This window comes from Allobosea sp. 05L423 (assembly GCF_056397745.1).
In genome coordinates this window covers 1-24,341 of the sequence record NZ_JBFTOA010000032.1, presented here as the reverse complement: position 1 = coordinate 24,341, position 24,341 = coordinate 1, and the positions used below count along the sequence as shown (strand labels likewise).

Genomic DNA, 24,341 nt, shown 5'->3' with positions numbered 1-24,341 from the left:
GCGTCACGACATCAGCCCGGTCTGGCCGAGCAGGCCCTGCGGCCGCACGATCAGCACCAAAGCCATCAGGATGAAGATCGAGACCTGCGCCATCTCGGGCATGAGCAGCGAGGTCATGCTGACCACGACGCCGACAATGAGCCCGGCCAGCACGGCGCCGGCGAGCGAGCCCATGCCGCCGATCACGGTGACGACGAAAGCCTCGATCAGCATGGCATTGCCCATTTCGGGCGTGACGCCCTGCAGCGGCGCCGCCAGCACGCCGGCCAGCGCCGCAAGCCCCGCGCCGATGCCGAAGACGACGAGCCAGACCCGCGCCACATCGACGCCGAGCACCTTCATGATCGTGGCGTCGCGGGCGCCGGCGCGGATCACTAGACCCCAGCGCGTCTTCTCGACCAAGAGATAGAGCGCGGCGAGGATCGCGGCCGAGGCCGCCAGCACGAACAGCCGATAGGTCGGGAAGAAGCCGATCCCGATATCGGTCGCGCCTTGCAGCCATTCCGGCTGGGCGAAGGGCATGCCGACCTTGCCGAAGATCATGCGGATGCTGTCGACCATCACATAGGAGAGGCCGAAGGTGACGAGCAGCGGATAGTCGATGCCCTTGCCGTAGAGCGGCCGGATCAGGAAGCGCTCGGCCAGAAGGCCGATCGCCGCGACCGCGAGCGGACCGCCGAGGACGGCGAGCCAGAAGCTCCCGGTTGCATTGAAGATCACCAGCCCGGCATAGGCGCCGACCATGAACATCGCGCCATGGGCGAAATTCACCACGGTCAGCATGCCGAAGATCAGCGAAAGGCCGATGGCCATCAGCGCGTAGATCGCTCCCAACGCCAGCCCGGTGAAGAGCTGCAGCAGGAAGAGGTCGAGCGTCATCTCGGAGAGCGGCATGGGCGCCTCCCGTTTTTGCATGCGTTGCGGCGGTTCAGTTGCCGGCGTGGCCGAGCTCGGAGCAGCTCCGCAGCATGGCCTCTTCGGGGCCCTCGCTGCCGATGATCTGGAACACGTCGTTGGCGCTGCTGCCGCCGCGCTTCGATTCCAGGATCAGCACGCTCTGTACGGATTGGTGGTCGCAGGCGCGGTAATATTGCGGCCCCTTGTAATGGTCGTAGCGCAGCCCCCGCAGCGCCGCGGCGACGCGCTCGCTGTCGGTGCTGCCGGCGACCTTGGCGGCTTCGAGAATGGCCCGCACACCGGAATAGGAAACGGCGGCATAGTCGGACGGGTCGAGATTGGCATTGGCCGCCCGGAAGCCGGCATTGAAGGCGCGCGCCGTCTGCGAGGTCTCCTCCAGCCGCCAGAAATAGGGAGCGCCGCCGATCACGCCGTCGAAGGCGTCCGGCCCGCCCGCGACGCGGGCATAGAAGGCCAGCACCGGGGCGACGACGCGCGTGCGGCGCTTCAGACCGAAATCGCCGACCTGCTTCGCCGAGATCATCTGGTCGCGGCCGAAGTTCAGCAGGAACAGCACGTCCGGGCGCGCAGCCTGGATGCGCGGCATGAAGGTCGAGTAATCCGCCTGCCCCAGCGGGTGGCGGATCTCGGTCACGATCTCCGCGCCAGCCTCCTGCGCGACGCGGCGCACCGCCCGCGACAATTCATGGCCAAAGGCATAATCCGCCGTCAGCAGGGCGGCGCGCTTGCCGAAGCTCTTGAAGGCGTGGCGCGCGACCGGGCCCGTCGTCATGTGCGGGTTCAGCGCCTCGTGGAAGGTGTAGCGCGACCAGTCACGCGCCTCGTTGATGGCATCCGACTGGCTGCAGGAATTGAAGATGACCCTCCTTTCCTTGGTGATGTTGTTGATCGAGAGCTGGACGGCTGCCGAGAGGCTGCCGGCCATGAACTGGACCTGATCCTTCTCGATCAGCTCCAGCGTGCGGGTCGCCGCCTCGCCGGGATTGAGCTTGTCGTCGCGCGCCAGCAATTCGGCCATCCGGCCGCCGAGCCCACCGCCCTGGTTGAACTGCTGCACCGCGAGCTGCGCGCCGCGGACCTGGTCCTGCGCCTCGGCCCCGAATGGGCCGGTCAAAGAGGTCGGGAAACCGATCTTGATGGTCGCCGGCTGCGCCCGCAACGAGGGGATGTAAGCGGGGAGAGACAAAGCAGCAGCTCCGGCCAGCAGCCGGCGACGGTCGATCTTCATGGCGTTCCTCGCTCGTTGGCCCTGGTTGTTCTGCGGGCGGCAGGTCTGCTGTCTTCATTTATCTTTTGATAAACAATTTCGCAGCGACGCGCTCCTGTCAACAACTATTTATCAAACGATCAATTCGAGAAATGAGCGAGGGCGATTGGACAGCCGCCGCCGATCCTTCATGCCTGCCCGGCAAGGCTCGGTGTCGAAGGCGGTCTATGCCTGCGACAAGGCGTGAACCCTGTGAAACAGCAGATATTCCCCGGTCTCGACGCCCTGCCGCTTCAGGAATTTGCCGTAGCGGACCTGCGCCGGCTCCCAGCGCGCGAGCGCGGCCTCGATATCATCCGGCGACCGCTCAAGCTCCTCGGCAAGCGCCAGCGCGTTCGCCGCCGCCTTCGATGTGCTCGCCGCGGTATGGGGGCGCGGGATCGCGGCGGCATCGCCGAGGATGATCACCCGCCCCGCCACCATATTGTCAGAAGCGAGATCGCGGATTGCCTGCGCGAAAGGCTCCGCTGTCGCCTCGACAATTTCGCGGAACGCAGGGGGCAGCAGCGCCCTCGCCTCGCGGCCGAGATGGGCGATCCACTTCCGCGCCAGGAGCCCTTCGGGGATCGCGTATCCGCGCTGGCGGCCGTCTCGGTCGGTCATGATGCCGGCAATCTCGTCATCGCTCGCAACGCGGTACCAGACCCAGTTGTAGAGCCGGTGGCCGGGGCGCAGGTCGTTGTCTAGACCGGGGACCAGATAGCCGAGGATGTGCGAGCCGCGATTATTGGCGAAACCGAAATCCCCGCGCAGCGTCTCGCGCGCAACTGGGGGCATCTCATCCTCGGGCACGAGCCCGCGCCAGGCGAGATAGCCGGCATAGCTCGGCTGCTCCTGCGGCCAGATCTGCGCCCGGACCGTCGAGTTGCCGCCATCGGCGCCGATGAGCAGATCGCCCGTCTCGCTGGAGCCATCGTCGAAGAACGCGGTGACCGTTCGGGCCCCGGCGTTCTGCTCGACACGGGCCAGCACCTTGCCGCAATGATAATGGGCCTCGCCGAAAGCCTGCTTCAACGTCGTATAGATCAGTGACCAGGAGGTCTGGACCTGCGGGGCAAACTGCTTGGATTGGACCGTGCCATCCGGCCGCAGGACCGTGCGATAGCGCGAAGCGACACCGAGCTCGCCTCCGGCGAGCGAAGCGACACTACGGCGGAACACCTCGACCACGTCGGGCTGCAGCACGATGCCGCCGCCGCGGCTGTCGAGGTCATGGCGCGAGCGTTCGTAGATATCGACGTTCCAGCCGATGCTGCGCAGCATATTGCCGGTGAACAAGCCAGCGAGGGAGCCGCCGATGATCAGGGCGCGGTGCTTCGATTGCGCCGACGAAGGTGATGTCTGCACGGGTCGTCTCCTTTTCGACGACAGCAAGATGATCACCCCACGCGGCTATGATAATTCGCCTTCGATGCGCTTCTTCGTTGCGATTTGCGCAAAGATCGCTAGCGCGCGTAACGATCCCAATAGGGCGGCGCGCCGAAATGGTCCGCCATGAAGTCGATGAAGCTCCCGATCTTCTTGGAGCCGCGCCGATTGTGGAGATAGACGGCCGAGATGGCGCCCTCCTCAGCGCCGGGAGATGGCGACCATTCCTCCAGCACCGGCTGGAGCCGGCCGGCCGCGATGTCGCCGCCGACGAGCCAGGTCGGCATGAGGATCAGGCCGGCGCCGCCGATCGCGGCCTCGCGCAGTACCTCTGAGCCGTTGGCACGCAGATTGCCGGAGACCTGTACCTTCTCGCTCTTGCCGTCGCGCGCCATCGTCCAGCTGTTGTCGAGCGTCTGATAGTCGAACAGCAAGCAATTGTGGTGCGCGAGGTCGAGGGGTTCGCGCGGCACGCCACGTTCGCCCAGGTAATCGGGGCTGGCGCAGATGACGCGGCGATGCGGCGCAAGCTTGCGCGCGACGAGGCTCGATGTCTGCAGCGGCCCTAAGCGGATCGCGATGTCGATCCGGTCTTCCACCAGATTGGTCATTGCATCGGTCAATTGGATATCAACCCGAACCTGCGGCCAGCGCCGCAGGAAGCCTGGCAAGGCAGGGGCGATATGGAGGCGGCCGAAGGCGACCGGCATCGTCACCCGCAACAGCCCGCTCGGCGGGCCGGCCCGCTCGCCTACCGCCCGATCGGCCTTCTCAAGATCCTCAAGGATGCGGCGGACATCCTCATAATAGCGCCGCCCGGCATCCGTGAGCGTAACGCTGCGCGTGGAACGGTTGAGAAGCAGCGCGCCGAGCGCCTCCTCGAGGCCATTGAGCTGCCGGGTCAGAGAGGATGGGGCCACGCCGAGGCGGCGAGCCGCCGGGGCGAAGCCACCATGCTCGACGACGGCTGCAAAGGCGCTTGCCGCGGCAAATCTGTCCATGTCCCACCTTTGCCTTGTGAGCAATAATGATCTCGCCAACCAGTCTATTATCACTGAAGGGAGCAACACCGACATTGGGTCGCAGAAGGAGACCCACCATGTCCATTCCCGTCACGATCGTTTCCGATTTCATCTGCCCATGGTGCCTCATCGGCGAGCGCCGGCTGGCCAGGGCGATCGAATCCCTGCCCGAGAATGTCGCCGTCGACATCCAATGGAAGCCCTTCGAGCTGAATCCGACCATGCCGGCCGAAGGCATGAACCGGCGCACCTATCGTTCGCTCAAATTCGGCAGTTGGGAGCGCAGCAGCATGTTGGACGCGCAAACGGTCGCGGCTGCCAAGGACGGTGAAGCCGCCTTCGACTATGCCGCCATGGAGAAGACGCCGAACACCTTCGCAGCCCACAGGCTGATGCACCTCGGCGAGCGTCACGGCGTCGCGACGCTGCTCGCAGAAGCACTTCTGTCGGGCTATTTCGAGCGAGGGCGCGACATCGGTGATCTCGATACACTGGTCGAAATCGCTGCCGAACAGGGGCTCGACCGGGCCGAGGCCGAGGCCTTCCTGCGCGATGGCGAAGCCGCCACCGATGTGCGTGCCCATGAAGAGGCGCAAGGCGCGGCCGGCTTGCGCAGCGTGCCGACCTTCATCATCGGCGGCGACATCATCTCCGGGGCACAATCGGTCGCGACCTTCGAGGCCGCGCTGCGACGCGCCGCCGAACAGGATGCCGCCTTTGTCGACGGCGCTTGCAGCATCGGCTGACGATCCCGATCCCGGCCACCTCGCCAAGGAGACATGCGCGTGCCCGATACACCGTTCCAGCACAAAGGGTTTGCGCGCATGTTCCGGCCGGGCGGCATGACGCTTGGTCTGATGCTGCCGATGGCGCCGCTGACCAACGGCGTGCCCGACATGACCGGCCAGCTCGACCTTGCCGTCGCGGCCGACCGGGCCGGCTTCGCCACGCTCTGGATCCGCGACGTGCCGCTGTTCGATCCCGATTTCAACGACGCCGGGCAGATCTACGACCCCTGGGTCTGGCTCGGTCAGCTCGCGACGGTGACGCAGAGGATCGCGCTCAGCGCCGCCGGAATCGTCCTGCCGCTGCGCCACCCGCTGCATACCGCCAAGGCGGCGGCGTCGGTGGATGTGATCAGCGGGGGGCGGTTCCTGCTCGGCGCCGCCTCGGGCGATCGCGCGGGGGAATCTCCGGCCTTCGGCCGCTCCCATGAGGAGCGCGGCACGATCTTTCGCGAGGCGGTCGAGGTCATCCGCCGGACGACCTCCGAGGACTACCCTGCCCTGGCCGGGTCTTTCGGCGAGATGCAGGGCCTCGATCTGCTTCCGAAGGCAACGGGGCGCCACCTGCCAATCCTGGCAGTGGGCAGCGCCCAGCAGAGCATCCAGTGGATCGCGCGCCATCTCGATGGCTGGGTCTCCTATTTCAGGCCCGTCGCCGAGCAGAAGCCCCGCATCGATCTCTGGCAGCGTGCGGTCGAGACCCAAGGCGGCGGCGCCTTTCGGCCCTTCGCACAATCCATGTTCATCGACCTGACAGACGGTCCCGACACCGAGCCGTCACCGATCTTTCTCGGCTACCAAATCGGCCGGAAACGCCTGATCGAGCGACTCGTTGCTTTTTCTACGCAAGGTGTTCATCACGTCGCCTTCAACCTGCGCCATAGTCAGCGCCCGGCTAAGGGGGTTCTGCAAGAGCTTGCGGAATTCGTGCTGCCAGGGTTTCCGTCTCACGCCGACAGGTGATTGCCGGGGCCTTCAGGCCAAGAGCGACGAGGGGTGTCAGCCAGGGCCGGCGCTTCGTTGCCGCTCTTTCGCGAAGCCTCGATCCTCTTATCCGCATTTCGATCCAGCCGATGGTGGATGTGGTCTGCAGACAAGTGCGCTGATCTCGTGCCGAACGAAATCATACAGTGGTTTAGTCCGGCCGAGCTGAGCCTTCGACCATGCCCGAAGGCAGTTCTTCGACCGCGTTCCGATTGAATGACAGCGAGTGGGATGGACGCGACCGCGTCGCGAGGAACCTTATTTCGGCTCCTGCGTCGAAGCGCGCACGACAAGTTCGACGGGCATGAATTGCATGCGCGCAGCAACATCCGCGTCCGAGAGACGCTCCAACAGTTGTTGCGCTGCGGTCCGGCCCATCTCGGCATGAGCAATCCGTACGGTGGTCAGCGGCGGATCGACCATGTCGACCAGCGGCATATCGTTGTAGCCGACGACCGATATATCGTCGGGGCAGGACAACCCGCGCTGCTTCAGCTCTTGATAGGCGCCGAGCGCGAGCAAGTCGTTGCTCGCCGCGACCGCGGTCAGGCCGGGCCATGTGTCTAGGAGAAACGCCGTCGCCGCCTGCCCCAGGGGGCGGCTGTAGGCGGGGGCCACCGAAACGGCCGAAGCATCGAGCCCCGCCGCCGCCATCGCCGCCTCGAAGCCCCGCCGACGCAGAACACCGGTGGAGAGCGCTTCGGAACCGGCCAGGTGTCCGATCCGGCGATGGCCGAGCGCGACCAGATGTTCGACCGCCAGCCGCATGCCGCCGATATCGTCGGAAACCACGGTCGCTGCGCGCAAATCATCCTCCGCCCGGTTGACCAGCACGGTCGGGACGCCGGCGCCGAGGCAGACGGTCAGGACCGGATCGGAGCGCCGCACCGTCGCGAGCACCAGCCCGTCGACCCGACGCGCAATCAACTCCTCGACGATCGCGACCTGGCGTCCCTCGTCGGCCCCGCCTTCCGCCACCAGCATCGAATAGCCACCCTGGGCCAAGGCGGCGCCGATGCCATCGAGGATTGGCGCGAAGACCGGATTGGCGAGGTCCGGCAGCACGACGCCGACCAGGCGCGACCGGCCGGTCCGCAGCGAGGCCGCGATGGCGTCGCGGCGATAACCCTGCCGCAGCGCCTCCGTCCGCACCTTCTCCACCACTTCCGGCGAGATCCGATGGGCCTGGGCGGGATCGAGCGCGCGCGCCGCCGTGGAGCGGTGCACGCCGGCTGCCTCGGCGATCGACTGGAGTGTCGCCACACGTGGCCCGCCAGACGCCAAGGTCATGGATTTCATCAGTTTTCCGCCGGCTGAATCGTCGCCTGCAACTGAGCATTTTTTGGCTCGCTTGACAACGTGCAATCGATCGCATAACTGTTAATGCAATCGATCGCACAACAATGCACCGCTGACGCGGCACAGGCGACGGAGGAAACACCGATGAATGCGAGGGCAACCCCCGTGGGAGCAGAGACCGCACTCCGCTCCCACATCATCGAGACCCAGGATGCCGTGACGCCGGTCGTGCTCGACGCGATGTCGCGAGCCCCGAATGCCCGGCTCAGGGAGGTCATGGCCTCCTTCGTGCGACATATGCATGCCTTCGCCCGGGAGGTCCGGCTGACCGAGGACGAGTTCGAACTCGGCCTCGATGTCCTCAACCGCATCGGCCAGGCGACCAATGACAGCCATAACGAAGCCGTGCTGTTCTCCGACGCGATCGGCTTCTCGACGTTGGTCTGCCTGCTGAACAACGGCCAGAATGGCGCAACCGAAACGGCCGCTGCGCTGCTCGGCCCGTTCTGGCGGATGCATTCGCCGACGACACCGAACGGCGGCTCGATCATCCGCTCAGAGACGCCCGGCCCCGCCCTCTTCGCAAATTGCCGGATCACCGATCCCGAGGGCCGCCCGCTCGCCGGCGTCGAGGTCGATGTCTGGCAGGCTTCGCCGGTCGGGCTCTACGAGAACCAGGATCCCGGCCAAGCCGAGATGAACCTGCGCGGCAAGTTCACCACGGATGCCGATGGCTGCATCGCCTTCCGCTCGGTGAAGCCCGCCGGCTATCCGGTCCCGACCGACGGCCCGGTCGGCGAGTTGCTCCGGGCCCAGCAGCGCCACCCGTTCCGCCCGGCCCATCTGCATTTCCTCGGCTTCAAGCCGGGCTACAAGACGCTGATCACGCAGGTCTTCGTCGATGACGACGAGCATCTGGAAACGGACGTCGTCTTCGGCGTGACCCGCCATCTCATCGGCGATTTTCGGCCCGGCACCGGCCCCGCGCCCGCCGCCGATGTCGATGGGCCCTGGTACCTCTTCGACTACACCTTCGTGATGGAACCCGGCGAAGCCAAGCTGCCGGTCCCCCCGATACGCTGATCCGCGCATTCCCCTTCACAGTCAGGAGCAGGGACAGCCATGTCTCATCTCGCCCAACCGGATGCCCTCGCCGCGGCACCGATCCGGAAGCTCTATCCACGCTCGCTCGACGGCAAGGTCGCACTCGTCGTCGGTGGCGCAGGCGCCATCGGCGCCGCCACCAGCCGCATGCTCGCCGCCGCCGGCGCGACCATCATCGTCACCCATCTCGACAGCGAACGCGATACGCAGGCCGCCGAAGCCCTCATCGCGGATCTCGGCGACGGACACGCCGCCTATGTCGCCGACGTCGCCAACACCGCCTCGCTCATCACCCTGCGCGACGCCATTCAGGCCCGCTTCGGCCAGCTCGACATCCTGATCAACGCGGCTGGCTACACCAAGCCGGTGCCCCATGCCGACCTCGACGCGCTCACCGACGAGCTGATCGACCGCATGCTGCAGGTCAATTGGCGCGGGCAATTCGCGACGATCCGCACCTTCGCGCCGATGCTAAAGGCCTCGGGTGACGGCTTGGTGGTCTCGATCTCGTCGATCGCCGCCTTCACCGCCGTCGGCTCCTCGATCGCCTATTGCGCCGCCAAAGCCGGCATCGACGTGATGACCAAGGCGCTGGCCCGCGTGCTAGCGCCGGAGGTCCGCGTGCTCGCTGTCTCGCCGGGCGTGGTCGACACCGAGTTCGTCCCTGGCCGCGGCGCGGATTTCAACGACAAGGTCAGCGCCTCGACGCCGCTGAAGCGCATCGGCGCGGCCGAGGACATCGCCGCCGCCATCACCGCCTGCGCCACCATGCTTGGCTACTCGACCGGACATACCGTCCAGGTCGATGGCGGCCGGGCGCTCTGAGGGCGAACCGATGCGCGCGCCCCTCCCGAAAGTCTTCATCACCTGTGCGATCACCGGCAACCTGACCAGGCCCGAGCAGAGCCCGCATCTGCCGATCACGCCGGAGCAGATCGCCAATTCCGCGCTCGAAGCGGCGGAAGCCGGTGCGGCGATCGCCCATATCCATGTCCGCGATCCGCAGAGTGGCCGGCCCTCGATGGAGCTTGCGCTCTATCGCGAGGTGGTCGAGCGCATCCGCGCCGGCAATCCCGATCTCATTATCAACCTCACGACCGGTCCGGGCGGGCGCTTCGTACCCTCCGAACAGGATCCGAAAGTCGCTGGCCCCGGCACGACATTGATGGTGCCTGAAGAGCGCGTCGCCCACGTCGCGGCGCTGAAGCCCGATATCTGCACGCTCGACCTCAACACCATGAATTCCGGCGGCGAGGTCGTGATCAACACGCCCGGCAACGTCCGCCGCATGGCCAGGGTAATCGCGGAGGCCGGTGTGCGCCCGGAGATCGAATTGTTCGATTCCGGCGACATCGCCTTGCTCACCGACCTGATCAAGGACGGCACGCTGCAGCCGAAGCCGCTGACCTCCTTCGTGATGGGTGTGCGCTACGGCTTCCAGCCCTCGCCCGAGACCGTGCTCTATGCCCGCGGCCTTCTGCCTGAAGGCGCGCTCTTCACCGCGATCGGCATCGGCCGCTCGGCCTTCCAGAGCGTAGCGCTCTCCTATCTCGCCGGCGGCCATGTCCGCGTCGGACTGGAGGACGGTGTCTATATCGACCACGGCGTCCTCGCTCCCTCGAACGCGGCGCTGGTTCAGAAGGCCCGCCGTATCGTTGAGGACCTCGGCGGCCAGATCGCCACCCCGCAGGAAGCCCGCGCCCTCATCGGCCTGCCCGACCACGCCGCCGGCGCGAAGCGGGTGGCCTGACCTCTCTCATCGGAAGCGAACCATCATGTCCCCTGCCACCCAAGCCCTCATTCGCGAAGCCCAGGCCACCCGCCCGCAGACCGTGCGCGGCCTGCGGCTCCATACCAAGGCCGCGAGCTATGAAGAGATCGCGCTGCCGATCGAGGAACGCCCCTTACGCCCGCTCGCCGCCCATGAGGTTCTGGTCGAAATCCAGGCCGCGGCCGTCAACCCGTCCGACGCCAAGGCTGCGACGGGGCTGATGCCCTATGCCGTGTTCCCACGCACGCCGGGCCGCGATTTCGCCGGCACGGTCGTCGCCGGGCCGGCCGGCCTCCTCGGCAAGCAGGTCTTCGGCTCCTCCGGCGATCTCGGCATCCGCCAGGACGGCGCCCAGGCGAGCCATCTGATCGTCGAGGCCGATGCGGTCGTCGAGATCCCCGCGGGTGTCACGATGCGCGAGGCCGCCGGCATCGGCGTGCCCTTCGTCACCGCCTGGGAGGGTCTGCGGCGCGCCGGCCTGCCCAAGGCTGGCGAGACCGTGTTGATCCTCGGCCTCAACGGCAAGGTCGGCCAGGCCGCTGCGCAGATCGCGAGCTGGCGCGGCGCCAAGGTCATCGGCATCACCCGCCGGCAGGAACCCTATGCCGGCCATGCCAGCGGCCCGGTCGAGGTCATTTCCGCCAGCGGCACGGATGTGCCGGCGCGGGTGCGCGAGCTCACCGGCGGCAAGGGCGCCGACATCGTCTTCAACACGGTGGGCGACCCCTTCTACGAGATCGGGCAGAAATCCATGGCCGTCGGCGGCCGGGCGATCTTCATCGCCGTGATCGACCGCTTCGTCACCTTCGATATCCTGGCCTTCTACAAGGGCCGTCACACCTATGTCGGCATCGACACCATCGCGCTGAGCTCGGTCGAAACCGGTGCGATCCTGCGCGATCTCGCTCCGGGCTTCGCTGTCGGCTTCCTGAAGCCCTTCCCGATCAAGGACAGCGCGGTCTATGCGCTCAAGGACGCCCACGCCGCCTATCAGGCGGTGATGGGCTCCTCACGCGAACGCGTCGTGCTGGTGCCGGGAGCCTGACGCCATGCATGTCGTGCGCTTCGGCGAGGCCCCGCCCTATGACGCCCCCGGCCATGCGCTGATGAAGATGGTTCGGCTGCAGGGCCGCGAGGCCGGCCCGGCCGACACGGCGTGGCTTGGCGTCTCGACCATCGCGCCCGGCGGCGGCACGACGCTCGACGCTTCCGCCGTCGAGAAGCTCTATGTCGTGCTCGACGGCACCGTCACCGTCTCGAACGGACAGGACAGAGTCAGCCTGAGCCGCTGGGATTCCTGCCGGATCGCGCCCGGCGAGGGGCGCCAGCTCAGCAACGAAACGAACGCGCCCGCCTCGATCCTGCTCGTCATGTCGCTCCAGCCTCCGACGCCGGCCTGAATCGGCGCGACCACGAAGAGACTGCGAAACGCCTAGCCAAGAAACACAACCAAGCGCGGGCGCGTCCGTCCGCGGCGGCGCCCTCGTGCGCCCAGGGAGGACCAAAATGGCTGCAGATCATCCTTCACCCCGCCCGGCCAAGCGCTGGTACAATATTCTCTACATCCAGGTCTTGATCGCCATCGCCTTCGCCATCGTGCTCGGCCATTTCTGGCCGTCGATCGGCGTCGAGATGAAGCCGCTCGGCGACGGCTTCATCAAGCTGATCAAGATGGTGATCGCGCTGGTGATCTTCTGTACCGTCGTCTCCGGCATCGCCGGCATGAGCGACATGAAGAAGGTCGGCCGCGTCGGCGGCAAGGCGCTCATCTATTTCGAGGTGGTCTCGACGCTGGCGCTGGTCATCGGCCTCGTCGTCGCCAATGTCGTCAAGCCGGGCGCGGGCTTCAACGCGCACCCCTCGGCGCTCGATGCCAAAGCCGTGGCCGCCTATGCTGGCAAGGCCGGCGAGCAGACGATCACCGAGTTCCTGCTCAACGTCATCCCCAACACCGTCGTCGACGCCTTCGCCAAGGGCGACATCCTGCCGGTGGTGCTGATCTCGATCCTGTTCGGCTATGTACTCTCCCATCTCGGCGAGCGGGCGCGGCCGGTGCGCGATGTCATCGATGCCGGCGCGAAGCTCGTCTTCGGCGCGATCAACGTCATCATGAAGCTTGCCCCGATCGGCGCCTTCGGCGCCATGGCCTTCACGATCGGCCGCTACGGCGTCGGCTCGCTCGGGCCGCTCTTCCTGCTGATTGCGACCTTCTACCTGACCAGCGCGATCTTCGTCCTTGGCGTCCTCGGCCTCATCGCCCGCTGGGCCGGCTTCAGCATCCTGAAGTTCCTAGCCTACATCAAGGAAGAGATACTGATCGTCCTCGGCACCTCCTCCTCCGACTCGGCCCTGCCGAGCCTAATGGCGAAGCTGGAGCGCGCCGGCTGCTCGAAACCGGTCGTCGGGCTGGTCGTGCCGACGGGTTATGTCTTCAACACCGACGGCACCTCGATCTACATGACGCTCGCCGCGCTCTTCGTGGCGCAGGCGACCAATACCGACCTCAGCCTGCACCAGCAGCTCGCGATCTTCGCCGTGGCGATGCTGACCTCGAAGGGCGCCTCCGGCGTCACCGGCGCCTCCTTCATCGCGCTGGTCGGCACGCTCTCGGTGGTGCCCGCGATCCCCGTCGCCGGCATGGCGCTGATCCTCGGCATCGACCGCTTCATGAGCGAGGCCCGCGCCCTGGTGAACATGATCGGCAACGGGGTCGCGACGCTGGTCATGGCCCGCTGGGAGGGCGAGCTCGATCAGGCGAAGCTCGAGGCAGCGCTGTCGGGAGAAGCCTTGCCCGATACGGCGACAGAGGAGCATCCAGCGATTGCCCCCGGCACGCACGGCCTCGCCGTCCGCACGGGCGAGGCGCTGAGCGGCGCCACGGGGCAAGCCTGAGGCGTCAACGATTGTCGCAAGCTTGCGGGGCGGCTAGCGTCCCGCAAGCCAAAGCACTGCCCGAGATCATGAGGACGAGCGCATGCCAGCCCCCTCCACCCCCGTGAACGTCGCCGTGCTAGACGACTATCAGAACGTGGCCTTGTCGATGGCGGCTTGGTCCGCGCTCGACGGGCGAGCGCGGATCACCGTGTTCAACGACCATCTCGCCGATCCGGTTGAAGTCATCGCGCGCCTTCAGCCGTTCGATGTCGTCTGCATCATGCGTGAGCGCACGCCGATGACGCGCGCGATCATTGAAAGCCTCCCGAGGCTGCGCCTGATCGCCTCGACCGGCGCGCGCAACGCCTCGATCGATGCCAAGGCGGCTGAGGAGCGCGGTATACTGGTCGCCTTTACCGGCTACTCCACAGCGCCGACCATCGAAATGACATGGGCGCTGATCCTGGCAAGCGCACGTGGACTGGTCGACGAGAACGCCTCGTTTCGTGCCGGCGGCTGGCAGAGCCGTATCGGCGGCGATCTCAGCGGACGGACCCTGGGCCTTCTCGGCCTCGGCAATATCGGCACCGCCGTTGCCCGGATCGGCCAGGCCTTCGGCATGAACGTGATTGCCTGGAGCCAGAACCTGACCGTGGAACGGGCCGAGGAAGCGGGTGCGACCTGGGTCTCGAAGGAGGATCTGTTCCGCCAGGCGGACTTCCTCAGCGTCCATCTGGTCCTGAGCGGCCGCAGCCGCGGGCTCGTCGGCGCGGCGGAGCTGGCGCTGATGAAGCCTACCGCCCGGCTCGTGAACACGTCGCGCGGGCCGATCGTCGTCGAGGCCGATTTGATCGCCGCTCTGGAGAAGAAGACGATCGCCGGCGCCGCCATCGACGTCTTCGATCAGGAGCCTCTCCCCCCGGACCATCCGTTCCGCAACCTGCCGAACCTGCTCGCCACCCCCCATATCGGTTACGTCTCGCAGAACCTGTATGAGCGCTTCTACGGCGATACCGTCGCGAACATCCTGAAATGGTTGGACGATCGCGCATCGCCCTGAAGGCGGCGAGAGACGCAGTGGCCGAATTGAACCGTGCGCGCATGATCGGTTCGCGCTTCTCCGGCAATTTGCTCTCCTGGGTTGCGCATCATGGATCGGCTTGAGAGCATCGAAACCTTCGTCCGCGTCGCGGAGACAGGCAGCTTCGTCGAGGCGGCGCGACAGCTGCGTGTTTCCCGCTCCGTCGTGACGGACCGCATCAAGCAGCTTGAGGAGTTCGTCGGCGGCCCGCTGCTCCATCGCAGCACCCGTGCGGTGCGGCTCAGCGAGCTGGGGCAGTCCTTCCTGCCTCAATGCGCCGCGCTTGTCCGGCAGGCGAAGGATCTGCTCGGCGAGATGCGCATCGATCCGGCTGGAACGGCCGGCACTCTGAAGGTCCATGCGCTGACGGGGCTGGTTCTGGGGCGGTTCGCCTCGCTGCTCCGGGATTTCCAGAGTTCTCACCCCGAGCTCCAGATGCAATTGACGGTCAGCGACGTCGTCGTCGACCCGATCAAGGCAGGCGTCGACTGCGCGCTGCAGATGTTCCAGCCGACATCCGGCGAGTTCATCTCCCGAACTCTGTTCTTCGTCAGGCGCGTCTTCTGCGCGGCGCCCAAATATCTTGCAGCTCATGGCACGCCGCTGCACCCGCGCGATCTGCATCATCATCGGCTCGGCCTCTATTCCGGCTATCCGACGCGCGACCGCTGGACGTTTCACCGCGACGGGCAGGCCGAGATCGTCGACCTTGCCCCGACGCTGCTGACCAACAGCGTTCATCTGCTCTGCGAATATGCGCAGGAACAGGCCGGCATTGTCTGCCTGCCGACGCTGCTCGCCAGCGAACAGATCCAGAGGGGCCGGTTGGAGCTCGTGCTGCCGCAATACTCCCTGTCGTCCTTCCCCTTGAACGCGGTCTATGCAGTGACGTCACGCCAGACCTTCAAGCTTAAGCTGTTCATCGACCATATCCGCGCAACCTTCGGCGGATTGCCGCCCTGGGACGAGGCCCTGATCGAAGCGGGTCTACTTCCGGCGACGCCGCACGATGAAAACGGCGCCGCACTCGCTGCGGACCTCATGGCGATTAGTCGGGATCACCGAACAATGCGCTCGGCGTGAGGCAGCTATCGAACACTGCGCGCCTCCCCTAAGGTCGGCCGGTCACCACAACACAGCTGCCCGGCGAAGGCACCTTCACCGATCGGACATGACCGCCCCCGAGCGGCCGTGACAGGCACTGTCATGTCGCGAGAGGGGTCATGAGATACGGCAATCGCGCAACGATCCCGCAATCGGACGTCGCCCCATGAGCTTCGCCGATCTCGAAGCGAAACTCGGGTTGACGACGCCCATCCGGCATCAGCTCTTCATTGACGGCCGTTTCACCGACGCAATCTCCGGCGAAACCCTCGCAACGCTCAATCCGCACGACAACAGCGTGATCGCGCAGGTCGCGGTCGCGGGGCGGGAGGATGTGGACGCCGCCGTCGTCGCTGCCCAACGCGCCTTCCCGGCCTGGAACCGGATGGCGGCGGCCGAACGCGGGCGCATCCTGCTGCGCCTGGCCGATCTGATCGAGGCGCATGCGGAAGACCTCGCGCGGCTGGAAACGCTCGACACCGGTCATCCGCTGCGGGATTCGCGGCGTCTCGACGTTCCCCGCACCGCTGCCTGCTTCCGCTATTTCGGCGGCATGGCCGACAAGTTCCAGGGCGAGACCATTCCCGTCGAGCCGGGCTTCCTCAACTACACCCTGCGCGAGCCGGTCGGCGTCGTCGGGCAGATCGTGCCCTGGAACTTCCCGCTGATGTTTACGAGTTGGAAGATGGCCCCGGCGCTTGCGGCCGGCAATTGCATCGTCCTGAAGCCGGCCGAGATCACGCCGCTGACCTCGCTCAAGATCGCCGAACTGATGGCGCAGGCCGGCCTACCCGACGGCGTCGTCAACATGCTGCCGGGGCTCGGCAGCGTCGCAGGACAATACATCGCCGAGCATCCCGACATCGCCAAGATCGCCTTCACCGGCAGCACCGCCACCGGCCGGCGCATCGTCCAGGCCAGCAGCGGCAATCTGAAGAAGGTCCAGCTCGAACTCGGCGGCAAAGGCCCCAACATCATCTTCGAGGATGCGCCGCTGCAAGCTGCCGTGAACGGCAGCGCCTGGGCGATCTTCCACAATCAGGGTCAGGCCTGCATCGCCGGAGCGCGCCTACTGCTGCACGAGAAGATCGCCGACGCCTTCCTCGACCAGTTCCTGCCGCTGACACGCTCGATCCGGCTCGGCAACCCGCTGGACGAGGCCACCGAGATGGGTCCGCTGACAAGCATGCAGCATCGCGAACGTGTCCTGTCCTATGTCGACACCGCCATGCAGGAGGGTGGCGAGCTCTTGGCCGGCGGCAAGGCACCGGCAGGCGCGCTTGCCGGGGGCTGCTATGTCGAGCCGACTGTGGTCAGGGCGAAGTCCTTCCGCGACCGGGTCGCACAAGAGGAGGTGTTTGGCCCCTTCGCCACCGTGCTGACCTTCTCGACCGACGAGCAGGCGCTGCAGATCGCCAACGGCACCGATTACGGCCTGGGCAGCGGCCTGTGGACACAGAATCTGAGCCGCGCGCATCGCGTCGCCCGCGATCTCAATGCCGGAATGGTCTGGGTCAACAGCTACAAGCGCGTGAACCCCGGCTCGCCCTTCGGTGGCGTCGGCAAGAGCGGTTACGGCCGCGAGATGGGCTTCGACGCGATGCACGAATATACGCAGGTCAAGAGCGTTTGGGTGAACGTGGACGCCGAGATCCCACCCCATTTCCAGCGCTGAAAACACCAGGGAGGAAACCACCCCATGATCCGCAAGGCTCTCAAGCTGGCTGCCGCAGGCGCCCTGCTGCTGATGCTGCCCGCACTAGCGCAGGCGCAAAGCTGGCCGAGCAAGCCGATCCGCCTGATCGTCGCCTTCCCCGCCGGAGGCCTCGTCGACACCGTCGCCCGCCAGTTGCAGCCCTCCCTGCAACAAGCGCTCGGGCAGCCTGTCGTGATCGACAATCGCGGCGGCGCGGGCGGCACGATCGGATCGGCCGAGGTCGCCCGCTCGGAGCCGGACGGGCACACGCTGCTTATGATCTTTGACAGCTATGCGACCTATCCGCTGGTCTTTCCGAAGCTGAGCTTCGATTCGTTGAAGGATCTGAAGCCTGTGACGCAGATCGCCAGCAATCCGCTGGTCCTGGTCGTCAATCCGCGTGTCCAGGCTAACGACCTGAAGGCGTTCGTCGCCCTGCTCAAGGCGCAGCCGGACAAGTTCAACTATGCGTCGGTCGGCGCGGGCTCCAGCAATCACCTGACGGCGGAGCTGTTCCAAGAAGCCACCGGCACGACCATCACCCATGTGCCCTATCGCGGCGGCGGCCCGGCCCAGCAGGACCTGGTCGGCGGGCAGGTGCAGATGATGTTCCTGTCGGCTTCGCTCGCGCATCCGCATGTCAAGGCGGGCGCCCTGCGCGCACTGGCACAGACGGGAGCGGAACGGGTTCCCGCCTATCCGGATACGCCGACCGTGGCGGAGAGCGGCTATCCCGATTTCACCGTCAACTCATGGGTCGGCCTGCTCGCTCCGGCCGGCACGCCGCAGCCGATCATTGACCGGCTCCACGCCGAAATCCGCAAGATCGTGACGGAGCCCGCCCTGGCAGCGCGCCTCCAGGAGCAGGGCCTCACCGGCGTGGCAAGCACGCCGAACCAGTTCGCCAGCACGCTCCGGACCGAGCAGGGCAAGTGGACGCGCCTCGTCACCCAGCGCAAGCTGAAGCTGGACTGAGGGGAGCGCGGCCTCGCGCCTGTGCCGATCCGATCGTGCCCTGGAGCATTTCCGCGCATCAAGGAAATGCTCCAAGGCTTTGTTTTATCGCATTGTCTTTCACGCGAACCGGTGTCCAGTTCGCGCGAAAGCGCTCTAAGCGGAGAGCGACGGATAGTCCGTGTACCCACGCGACGTGCCTCCGAAGAATGTCGCGCTGTCCGGCACATTGAGTTCCGCGACCTGCTTCAGACGCTCGGGCAAATCCGGATTGGCAATGAAGAGCCGGCCAAAGGCGATGATGTCCGCCCTGCCCGTCTCAAGCGCCTCTGCCGCCTTGGAACCGTCATAGCCTCCCGCCAGCATCAGGACGCCATGAAAGCGTCGGCGCAGATCGCGAATGATGGCATCCCAGCGCGGATCGAGAACGGCGTCCTTCTCGGTCCCGACGATTTCCGGCTCGACGAGGTGCAGATAGGCGAGGTTGCGCTTGTCGAGCTCGTCCACGATGTAGCCGAAGGTTTTCTCAGGCGTCTCATCGTCCATTCCCATGAAACGGCCCATCGGCGTCAAGCGAACACCAACTCGCCGCGAATCCACGACCTGGCTGATCCGATCGACCACCTCGATGAGCAGCCGGGCCCGATTTTCCGAGCTCCCGCCATACCGGTCGGTCCTGCGATTGCTGGCGCTATTGATGAACTGATCGAGGAGGTAACCGTTTCCGGCGTGAATTTCGATCCCGTCCATTCCGGCAGCGAGCGCATTTCGCGCGGCAGACACATAGTCTTCGACGATCGCCTCGATACCTTCGATGGCAAGTTCCTGCGGGACGGGAATATCGGTCCAAGCCCCCTGCCCGTTTTCATCGACGATGAAGGTCTTGCCCTGGACTTCCATAGAGGTCGGCGCAACCGGAGCTGCTCCGCCTGGCTGAAAACTCGGATGCGACACGCGCCCCACATGCCAGAGCTGCAAGAATATCCGCCCGCCCGCGGCGTGAACGGCATCGCTGACAGCCTTCCACCCGGCAACCTGCTCAGGCGTATGAATGCCAGGCGTCCAGGCATAGCCCTGGCCCTGCTGAGATATTTGAGTCGCTTCGGTCACGATAAGCGCCGCGCTCGCTCGCTGCTTATAATATTCGACCATCATCGCGGTCGGCACGTTCCCCTTGCCAGCGCGCGATCGCGTCAGAGGAGCCATTGCAATCCGGTGCGGCAGCTGCAGCGAAGGCAGTGTCAAAGGTTCAAAGATCTGGGTCATGCTTCATCTCTCGGCTGATGTCGCCAAGAGATGTAACCGTCGGGCCTGCATGATAATCCAACGTTGCCGGAGTTCATTTTTGCGTGGCGAGCAAAGGCAGACGCTCCGGGCAGTCGCCCCACGGGAACATCAACTCCCTCCCGGTATCGTCAGGGCGTTTGAGGCGACAAGTCTTGATCGATGACGGGGCAATTGCGCCGGGCGATCGTCACAGCGCGTCAGCGCCAGTTTTGGCGCCCTGCTTTACGGAAAACCTGAATGGACTCAGTCTCTCTCGCCGTTTTCGTTGAAGCGGTTTCCGCCGGGAGCCTTGCCGGCGCGGCGCGTCGCTTGGGTCTCGGATCGTTGGCCGCTGGGCGCAGCTTGGCTTCACTGGAACAACGGCTTGGCGTCCGTCTCCTCCAGCGCAACACCCGGTCCCTATCTCCGACCGCAGCTGGCGTGGCATTTCTTCCCCACGCGCAAGCCATGCTGGAAGCGGAAGCGGCGGCCATTGCGAGCATCGCCGGCAACACGGACGCGAGCGGTCTTTTGCGCGTGACCGCCTCGGCCGCATTCGGCCGAAAGGTCATCGTGCCCTTCATCGCCACGTTCATGAACCAGCACCCGAAGATCAAGGTCGACCTTCTGGTTACAGACCGCTTGGTCGATCTCGTTGGCGAGGGCTACGATCTTGCGATCAGAATCGCTCAGCTTCGAAACAGCGACCTGATCGCCCGGCGCTTGTTCGACAGTACGCGGATACTCGTCGCCGCCCCCAGCTATCTGGAACGCGCAGGCCCCCTGGGACAGCTAAGCGACCTCGCGAACCATGAATGCCTGTCGCTCGCCGGCCAAACCCATTGGTCGTTTCGTCAAGGAGGCAAGCAGGTTACACAGCTTGCCGGCGGGCGGTTTACGGCGAACTCGATCGAGATACTGCACCGTGCATGCGTCGAAGGCCTCGGTATCGCGCTTCTCTCCGAATGGGACGTGCACAGCGAGATAAAGGACGGCTCGCTGGTTCCCCTGCCGTTGCATGATGCAATTGCCGAAACCCTGTCAGTCTCCGCAGTCTATCCGAGCCGCCAATTTCTGCCGTCAAAGGTCAGACTATTCGTCGAGCAGCTTCGAGCCAGGCTTGATGACAACCTCTGGCCACTGGACTGAGCAGCTCGCTTCGTTGCCTTTTTGTCGGACGCGGCGAGTTGTTTTCACCGTGCGTTTTTCGCGCCCCTAAATTGCAGCATTCCAGCAGGGCCGAACAGCGCACCTCCTGGCCGGAACACTGCTATTCTCGACTTGCGGGCGGGTAGGCATTGGAGATTTGGGCGGCGCCTCGGCGTTCGTCGAGGCGCCGCGTCGTACGGTCAGTGCTTGCGTGCAAGCGGGCGGGTTCTAACAACCTGCAGCAGCGCCGCGAGAAGCCCGAGCACGAGTCCCAGCGCCACGACACCGGTCCAGCCTCCGAACTGCCAGGCCGCAGTGCCCGCGGCCGATCCGGCCGCCCCGCCCAGGAACATCGCGCCCATCAAGATGGTGTTCAGTCGTGCACGGGCCTCGGGCCGCAGGGCGAAGACGATGTGCTGGTTCGCGACGAGCGCCGACTGCATGGCGAAGTCGAGCAGGATCACGCCGACGACCAGACCCAGCAAGGAGGTCCACAGCCCGAACACCAGCCAGGACATGACGGTGAGCACGGCTCCCAGCGCAACCACCGGCGCCGCCCCATGCGAGTCCGCGAAACGCCCGGCCAGCGGAGCTGCGAAGATGCCGACTGCGCCCACAACCCCAAACAGTCCTGCAACATCAGCACCCATGCCGAAGGGAGGCGCCTGAAGACGGAACGCCAACACGGTCCAGAAGGCTGTAAAGGCCGCGAAGATCAGGGCCTGCGTCGTGGCTGCCAGCCGCAGCTGCGGAAACTCGCGCCAAAGACCGGCGATCGAGCGGAGCAGCCGCCCGTAGCTGAGTTGAGAATCGGGCTCACTGCGAGGCAGGGCCAATATCACGAGACCGGCAGCCAGGAGCGCCATGGGAGCGCCCAGCCAGAACATCTCACGCCAGCCGCCGTGAGTTGCGACGATACCAGCCAAAGTTCGGCTGAGAAGAATACCGGTCAAAATTCCGGCGAGGACGGTTCCAACCGTCGCTCCCCGTCGCTCCGGCGACGCCAAATGCGCGGCAAATGGAACGATCTGTTGGGCGACGGTCGCCGTCAGACCCACGGCGACCGAAGAGAGCACGAGCATCGCCGCGTTCGGCGCCATAGCCGCCAAAATCAGGGAAAGCGCGAGCAGTCCGAATTGAAGAACGATCAGGCGTCTGCGTTCAACGACATCGCCGAGAGGTACCAGCAGAAACAAGCCTGCTGCATACCCCAACTGGGTCGCGGTCGGGACGAGCGCTGTCAGCGAGCCAGGGATGTCGGCTTCAATCAGCCCGAGCATGGGTTGGTTGTAATAGATGTTGGCGACCGCGATGCCGGCGGCACCGGCCATCGCGAAGGTCGTGAGGGGCGAGAGACCTCTCGATGGGGTCTCGACAGTGATGCTAGCCATGGGGGATCTCTTTCGTTCCGATGTCATCTTGGCCTTGTGTTTCGGAACTTAACTGCCCTGCACGCTTCGATTTACTGACCCAGATTGATGGTCCTATACATCGAGCTTTGATGGAATAAGGACGCGAAATGCCCGTGCTGCCGCTAGCGTTTGCGGCGGCTGCCCAAGGTTGCTGAGCCCTTTTTTAGCGTTGGGCCGTCGGTTCGACGCGGCGACCCTTGTCAGCCTCGCGGCGCGGCTCCTTAGCCATCATGATCGAAACCAATGACCGACATGCGCGTCAAAGCCGTGCCAGCGGCGCAGGAGGTCCCTAAAATTCTCAGCGACAAATTGCTGGGCTGCCATTGGGTCTGGCATCTTCGGTCCTGGTAGGTTTCGACTTACCGGACCGCGGCAGCGCCTATCCGGCCTTCGCCTCCAGCCGATCCCGGATTGCGAGAATGGCTTGCCGAATTTTTTCACGCTGTTCTTCGGTCTCGCCGATGGCGTCTGCAATCGCAATGTTGATCGGAGGGACCTTTTCGAGAAGTTTTCTACCCGAGGCGGTTAAATCCACCGTGACGACACGTTCGTCAGTCACGGCCCGAGCGCGAGAGATAAGCCCCGCCTTCTCCAAACGCTTGAGCATCGGCGTGAGCGTGCTCGATTCAAGCTTAAGACGCTCTCCGATCGCGCCAACGGGTTGCGCACCTTCGTCGGTGAGCACGACAAGGCACAGATACTGCGGGTAAGTCAGCCCCAATTCGTCGAGCAATGGACGATAGACGCGATTGAACATGTGTGCGGTCGAATAGACCGCGAAGCAGATGTGTTGGTCTAGCGATAGCATGTTCCGTCCCAGCCGGCCGGCACTCGATTCATTCTCGTCAGGCTAGCGCATTCCCATCAAATTGGAACTTGACGGCCGAATTATGTCGCGGGATAAATAATCGTGCCGACGTCAAGTGTTTCTGGCGACATTCCGGATTGCTCTGTGAGGCAGGCCGCCGCGTCCGGATCGCGCGGTTCTACGTGTCGGGATGCCGGCAACGGTCATGGTGTGATGGTCATGGGCGAAGCGCTGTCGACCCTTCATCGGGGCTTCTACGGCCAGAGTGCCGTGGACCATTTCGGTATGACAGGGAACGCCCTCGCCTCCTTCGAGGTCGAGGGACAGCCGGCGCTCGTCGCAACCCACCTGCGTTGCTGTCGGCAATCAAGGGAACGAACCCTGCCGATTGCCTCCGATGCGGCCTTTTCAATCCTCTATCAGTTCAGCGATCTACAACGCCGCTCGCGTTGGCTTCGCGGACACTTGGATATCTCTAGCCCTGTCCACGCCAGGGAGGTGGAGATCGTCGATCTACGCGATCGTCCACAATGGCAGTTCAGCGGCGAGTTCCACGCCCTCCAGTTCTACGTCTCCGTCGCTGGCCTGGCATCATTCGCCAAACAGTGCAGCGTAGGAGCAATCACGTCGTTGAGCTGGCAGACTGGGATTACTGACAACGTTCTCTGGGGATTATCCAACGCCCTCATCCACGCCGCCGCAGCGCCGAACTCAAATCAGCTCCTGATCGATCAGCTGGCCATCGCGCTCCTGACGCATTTTATGGAGAGCTACGGACATCTGCAGCCTCCTGAAAAAGAACATGCGACTGGATTGGCTCCGTGGCAGAGACGGCGAGCTACGGAAATGATGGCCGCCCGTCTCGCTTCCAACCTGAAAATCGCGCAGATCGCCGACGAGTGCAGGCTAAGCCCGAGCCATTTCGCCAGAGCCTTCCGTCGCAGCATGGGCGTCGCGCCACAGCGCTATCTCACGCAACTCCGTATCGAAGAGGCAAAAAAGCTCCTGACAAAGGGAAATTTGCCGCTATCGGATATCGCTCTCGTTTGCGGGTTCGGCGACCAGAGCCACTTCACACGCGTCTTCGGGCAGATGACCGGGGAAAGCCCCGGCGCATGGCGGCGATCGCGGACCGCTCAGCTCTCCGAAGACGCATGACCTGAGACCCTTTTCTCCTCCGGTCTGAGGGAGAGTCCTGAGTTTGGTTGATCCGAGACCGTTTGCTGGACCGCCGGAGGCTGGAGTTTCCGGCCTTCGATCACGGCGGTGAGCCGGGTGTCCCGCCGGGATTTTGCAGCAGGATCGGTGGCTTGTTGCCGATGGCCCCGTTCGGCCGATCCTCGTTATAGTATCTGACCCAAGCCTCCATCTTTTCGGCCGCATCTGCAAGCGTCAGGAACCAGTGCGTGTTCAGGCACTCGCTGCGGAAACGGCCGTTGAAGGCTTCGATGAAGGCATTGTCGGTCGGCTTTCCCGGGC

23 protein-coding genes are annotated in these 24,341 nt (G+C 65.0%); 14 read left to right on the top strand and 9 right to left on the bottom strand.

Annotated elements, in window-relative coordinates; genetic code table 11:
- Nucleotides 1-3: 3 nt before the first annotated feature.
- From AC1DNE_RS29870 to AC1DNE_RS29855, 4 genes are all read right to left on the bottom strand, one after another.
- Nucleotides 4-894, bottom strand: coding sequence for a branched-chain amino acid ABC transporter permease (locus tag AC1DNE_RS29870; RefSeq protein ID WP_441473797.1), 891 nt, complete (start codon nt 892-894; stop codon nt 4-6).
- Between the two features lie 34 nt (nt 895-928).
- Nucleotides 929-2,146: an ABC transporter substrate-binding protein gene (locus AC1DNE_RS29865; protein WP_441473796.1), complete on the bottom strand. Its 1,218-nt coding sequence runs from the start codon at nt 2,144-2,146 to the stop codon at nt 929-931.
- Nucleotides 2,147-2,350: 204 nt separating this feature from the next.
- Nucleotides 2,351-3,532 carry an FAD binding domain-containing protein gene (locus tag AC1DNE_RS29860; protein ID WP_441473795.1) on the bottom strand — a complete coding sequence of 394 codons (1,182 nt, stop codon included), beginning with the start codon at nt 3,530-3,532 and terminating at the stop codon, nt 2,351-2,353.
- A gap of 98 nt (nt 3,533-3,630) precedes the next feature.
- Entirely contained in the window at nt 3,631-4,554 is a 924-nt protein-coding gene (locus AC1DNE_RS29855; protein WP_441473794.1) for a LysR family transcriptional regulator, read from the bottom strand.
- A 98-nt stretch (nt 4,555-4,652) separates the two neighbouring features.
- Between AC1DNE_RS29855 and AC1DNE_RS29850 the strand changes: the two genes are divergently transcribed.
- Nucleotides 4,653-5,321, top strand: coding sequence for a DsbA family oxidoreductase (locus AC1DNE_RS29850; RefSeq protein WP_441473793.1), 669 nt, complete (start codon nt 4,653-4,655; stop codon nt 5,319-5,321).
- Between the two features lie 39 nt (nt 5,322-5,360).
- Nucleotides 5,361-6,323 (top strand): LLM class oxidoreductase, encoded by a 963-nt coding sequence (locus tag AC1DNE_RS29845; RefSeq protein WP_476767153.1) that lies wholly within the window; start codon nt 5,361-5,363, stop codon nt 6,321-6,323.
- 279 nt (nt 6,324-6,602) lie between these two features.
- Here AC1DNE_RS29845 and AC1DNE_RS29840 read toward each other — a convergent pair whose 3' ends face one another.
- On the bottom strand, nt 6,603-7,643 hold the full coding sequence (locus tag AC1DNE_RS29840; protein ID WP_441473791.1) for a LacI family DNA-binding transcriptional regulator: 1,041 nt from the start codon (nt 7,641-7,643) through the stop codon (nt 6,603-6,605).
- A gap of 144 nt (nt 7,644-7,787) precedes the next feature.
- Here AC1DNE_RS29840 and AC1DNE_RS29835 point away from each other — a divergent pair, with 144 nt between their 5' ends.
- The 10 genes from AC1DNE_RS29835 (at nt 7,788) to AC1DNE_RS29790 (ending at nt 18,248) form a co-directional block, all read left to right on the top strand.
- Nucleotides 7,788-8,726: a dioxygenase family protein gene (locus AC1DNE_RS29835; protein ID WP_441473790.1), complete on the top strand. Its 939-nt coding sequence runs from the start codon at nt 7,788-7,790 to the stop codon at nt 8,724-8,726.
- A gap of 39 nt (nt 8,727-8,765) precedes the next feature.
- Nucleotides 8,766-9,572, top strand: coding sequence for an SDR family NAD(P)-dependent oxidoreductase (locus AC1DNE_RS29830; RefSeq protein ID WP_441473789.1), 807 nt, complete (start codon nt 8,766-8,768; stop codon nt 9,570-9,572).
- Nucleotides 9,573-9,582: 10 nt separating this feature from the next.
- Nucleotides 9,583-10,497, top strand: coding sequence for a beta-keto acid cleavage family enzyme (locus AC1DNE_RS29825; RefSeq protein ID WP_441473788.1), 915 nt, complete (start codon nt 9,583-9,585; stop codon nt 10,495-10,497).
- Nucleotides 10,498-10,522: 25 nt separating this feature from the next.
- A complete protein-coding gene (locus AC1DNE_RS29820) occupies nt 10,523-11,563 on the top strand; it encodes a quinone oxidoreductase family protein (protein ID WP_441473787.1) in 1,041 nt (346 codons plus the stop codon).
- Between the two features lie 4 nt (nt 11,564-11,567).
- Nucleotides 11,568-11,918: a cupin domain-containing protein gene (locus AC1DNE_RS29815; protein ID WP_441473786.1), complete on the top strand. Its 351-nt coding sequence runs from the start codon at nt 11,568-11,570 to the stop codon at nt 11,916-11,918.
- Nucleotides 11,919-12,024: 106 nt separating this feature from the next.
- Nucleotides 12,025-13,410 carry a dicarboxylate/amino acid:cation symporter gene (locus AC1DNE_RS29810; protein ID WP_476767152.1) on the top strand — a complete coding sequence of 462 codons (1,386 nt, stop codon included), beginning with the start codon at nt 12,025-12,027 and terminating at the stop codon, nt 13,408-13,410.
- A gap of 82 nt (nt 13,411-13,492) precedes the next feature.
- Nucleotides 13,493-14,452 carry a D-2-hydroxyacid dehydrogenase family protein gene (locus AC1DNE_RS29805; protein ID WP_476767151.1) on the top strand — a complete coding sequence of 320 codons (960 nt, stop codon included), beginning with the start codon at nt 13,493-13,495 and terminating at the stop codon, nt 14,450-14,452.
- A 90-nt stretch (nt 14,453-14,542) separates the two neighbouring features.
- On the top strand, nt 14,543-15,556 hold the full coding sequence (locus AC1DNE_RS29800; RefSeq protein ID WP_441473783.1) for a LysR family transcriptional regulator: 1,014 nt from the start codon (nt 14,543-14,545) through the stop codon (nt 15,554-15,556).
- Nucleotides 15,557-15,743: 187 nt separating this feature from the next.
- Nucleotides 15,744-17,252 carry an aldehyde dehydrogenase family protein gene (locus tag AC1DNE_RS29795; RefSeq protein ID WP_476841358.1) on the top strand — a complete coding sequence of 503 codons (1,509 nt, stop codon included), beginning with the start codon at nt 15,744-15,746 and terminating at the stop codon, nt 17,250-17,252.
- Between the two features lie 24 nt (nt 17,253-17,276).
- Nucleotides 17,277-18,248, top strand: coding sequence for a tripartite tricarboxylate transporter substrate binding protein (locus AC1DNE_RS29790; protein ID WP_441473781.1), 972 nt, complete (start codon nt 17,277-17,279; stop codon nt 18,246-18,248).
- Between the two features lie 135 nt (nt 18,249-18,383).
- Here the strand turns inward: AC1DNE_RS29790 and AC1DNE_RS29785 are convergent, their stop codons facing one another.
- Nucleotides 18,384-19,493, bottom strand: coding sequence for an alkene reductase (locus AC1DNE_RS29785; RefSeq protein ID WP_476767149.1), 1,110 nt, complete (start codon nt 19,491-19,493; stop codon nt 18,384-18,386).
- A 258-nt stretch (nt 19,494-19,751) separates the two neighbouring features.
- On the opposite strand from AC1DNE_RS29785, the gene AC1DNE_RS29780 reads away from it, so the two are divergent.
- Entirely contained in the window at nt 19,752-20,642 is an 891-nt protein-coding gene (locus tag AC1DNE_RS29780) for a LysR family transcriptional regulator (protein WP_441473779.1), read from the top strand.
- Nucleotides 20,643-20,842: 200 nt separating this feature from the next.
- Here AC1DNE_RS29780 and AC1DNE_RS29775 read toward each other — a convergent pair whose 3' ends face one another.
- Complete coding sequence (locus AC1DNE_RS29775; protein ID WP_441473778.1) at nt 20,843-22,033, bottom strand: MFS transporter; 1,191 nt, start codon at nt 22,031-22,033, stop codon at nt 20,843-20,845.
- 400 nt (nt 22,034-22,433) lie between these two features.
- On the bottom strand, nt 22,434-22,811 hold the full coding sequence (locus AC1DNE_RS29770; protein ID WP_441473777.1) for a MarR family winged helix-turn-helix transcriptional regulator: 378 nt from the start codon (nt 22,809-22,811) through the stop codon (nt 22,434-22,436).
- Nucleotides 22,812-23,081: 270 nt separating this feature from the next.
- Here AC1DNE_RS29770 and AC1DNE_RS29765 point away from each other — a divergent pair, with 270 nt between their 5' ends.
- A complete protein-coding gene (locus AC1DNE_RS29765; RefSeq protein WP_476767148.1) occupies nt 23,082-24,020 on the top strand; it encodes a helix-turn-helix domain-containing protein in 939 nt (312 codons plus the stop codon).
- A 100-nt stretch (nt 24,021-24,120) separates the two neighbouring features.
- Here AC1DNE_RS29765 and AC1DNE_RS29760 read toward each other — a convergent pair.
- The coding region (locus tag AC1DNE_RS29760) for an integrase core domain-containing protein (protein WP_476841357.1) at nt 24,121-24,341 on the bottom strand (221 nt) is incomplete at its 5' end.

What these genes read in the sequence shown, in the direction of transcription:
- AC1DNE_RS29870 (WP_441473797.1), bottom strand. Translation starts at nt 894, where the DNA reads ATGCCGCTCTCCGAGATGACGCTCGACCTCTTCCTGCTGCAGCTCTTC.
- AC1DNE_RS29865 (WP_441473796.1), bottom strand. Translation starts at nt 2,146, where the DNA reads ATGAAGATCGACCGTCGCCGGCTGCTGGCCGGAGCTGCTGCTTTGTCT.
- AC1DNE_RS29855 (WP_441473794.1), bottom strand. Translation starts at nt 4,554, where the DNA reads ATGGACAGATTTGCCGCGGCAAGCGCCTTTGCAGCCGTCGTCGAGCAT.
- AC1DNE_RS29850 (WP_441473793.1), top strand. Translation starts at nt 4,653, where the DNA reads ATGTCCATTCCCGTCACGATCGTTTCCGATTTCATCTGCCCATGGTGC.
- AC1DNE_RS29840 (WP_441473791.1), bottom strand. Translation starts at nt 7,643, where the DNA reads ATGAAATCCATGACCTTGGCGTCTGGCGGGCCACGTGTGGCGACACTC.
- AC1DNE_RS29835 (WP_441473790.1), top strand. Translation starts at nt 7,788, where the DNA reads ATGAATGCGAGGGCAACCCCCGTGGGAGCAGAGACCGCACTCCGCTCC.
- AC1DNE_RS29830 (WP_441473789.1), top strand. Translation starts at nt 8,766, where the DNA reads ATGTCTCATCTCGCCCAACCGGATGCCCTCGCCGCGGCACCGATCCGG.
- AC1DNE_RS29825 (WP_441473788.1), top strand. Translation starts at nt 9,583, where the DNA reads ATGCGCGCGCCCCTCCCGAAAGTCTTCATCACCTGTGCGATCACCGGC.
- AC1DNE_RS29820 (WP_441473787.1), top strand. Translation starts at nt 10,523, where the DNA reads ATGTCCCCTGCCACCCAAGCCCTCATTCGCGAAGCCCAGGCCACCCGC.
- AC1DNE_RS29815 (WP_441473786.1), top strand. Translation starts at nt 11,568, where the DNA reads ATGCATGTCGTGCGCTTCGGCGAGGCCCCGCCCTATGACGCCCCCGGC.
- AC1DNE_RS29810 (WP_476767152.1), top strand. Translation starts at nt 12,025, where the DNA reads ATGGCTGCAGATCATCCTTCACCCCGCCCGGCCAAGCGCTGGTACAAT.
- AC1DNE_RS29805 (WP_476767151.1), top strand. Translation starts at nt 13,493, where the DNA reads ATGCCAGCCCCCTCCACCCCCGTGAACGTCGCCGTGCTAGACGACTAT.
- AC1DNE_RS29800 (WP_441473783.1), top strand. Translation starts at nt 14,543, where the DNA reads ATGGATCGGCTTGAGAGCATCGAAACCTTCGTCCGCGTCGCGGAGACA.
- AC1DNE_RS29795 (WP_476841358.1), top strand. Translation starts at nt 15,744, where the DNA reads ATGAGCTTCGCCGATCTCGAAGCGAAACTCGGGTTGACGACGCCCATC.
- AC1DNE_RS29790 (WP_441473781.1), top strand. Translation starts at nt 17,277, where the DNA reads ATGATCCGCAAGGCTCTCAAGCTGGCTGCCGCAGGCGCCCTGCTGCTG.
- AC1DNE_RS29785 (WP_476767149.1), bottom strand. Translation starts at nt 19,493, where the DNA reads ATGACCCAGATCTTTGAACCTTTGACACTGCCTTCGCTGCAGCTGCCG.
- AC1DNE_RS29780 (WP_441473779.1), top strand. Translation starts at nt 19,752, where the DNA reads ATGGACTCAGTCTCTCTCGCCGTTTTCGTTGAAGCGGTTTCCGCCGGG.
- AC1DNE_RS29775 (WP_441473778.1), bottom strand. Translation starts at nt 22,033, where the DNA reads ATGGCTAGCATCACTGTCGAGACCCCATCGAGAGGTCTCTCGCCCCTC.
- AC1DNE_RS29770 (WP_441473777.1), bottom strand. Translation starts at nt 22,811, where the DNA reads ATGTTCAATCGCGTCTATCGTCCATTGCTCGACGAATTGGGGCTGACT.
- AC1DNE_RS29765 (WP_476767148.1), top strand. Translation starts at nt 23,082, where the DNA reads ATGGGCGAAGCGCTGTCGACCCTTCATCGGGGCTTCTACGGCCAGAGT.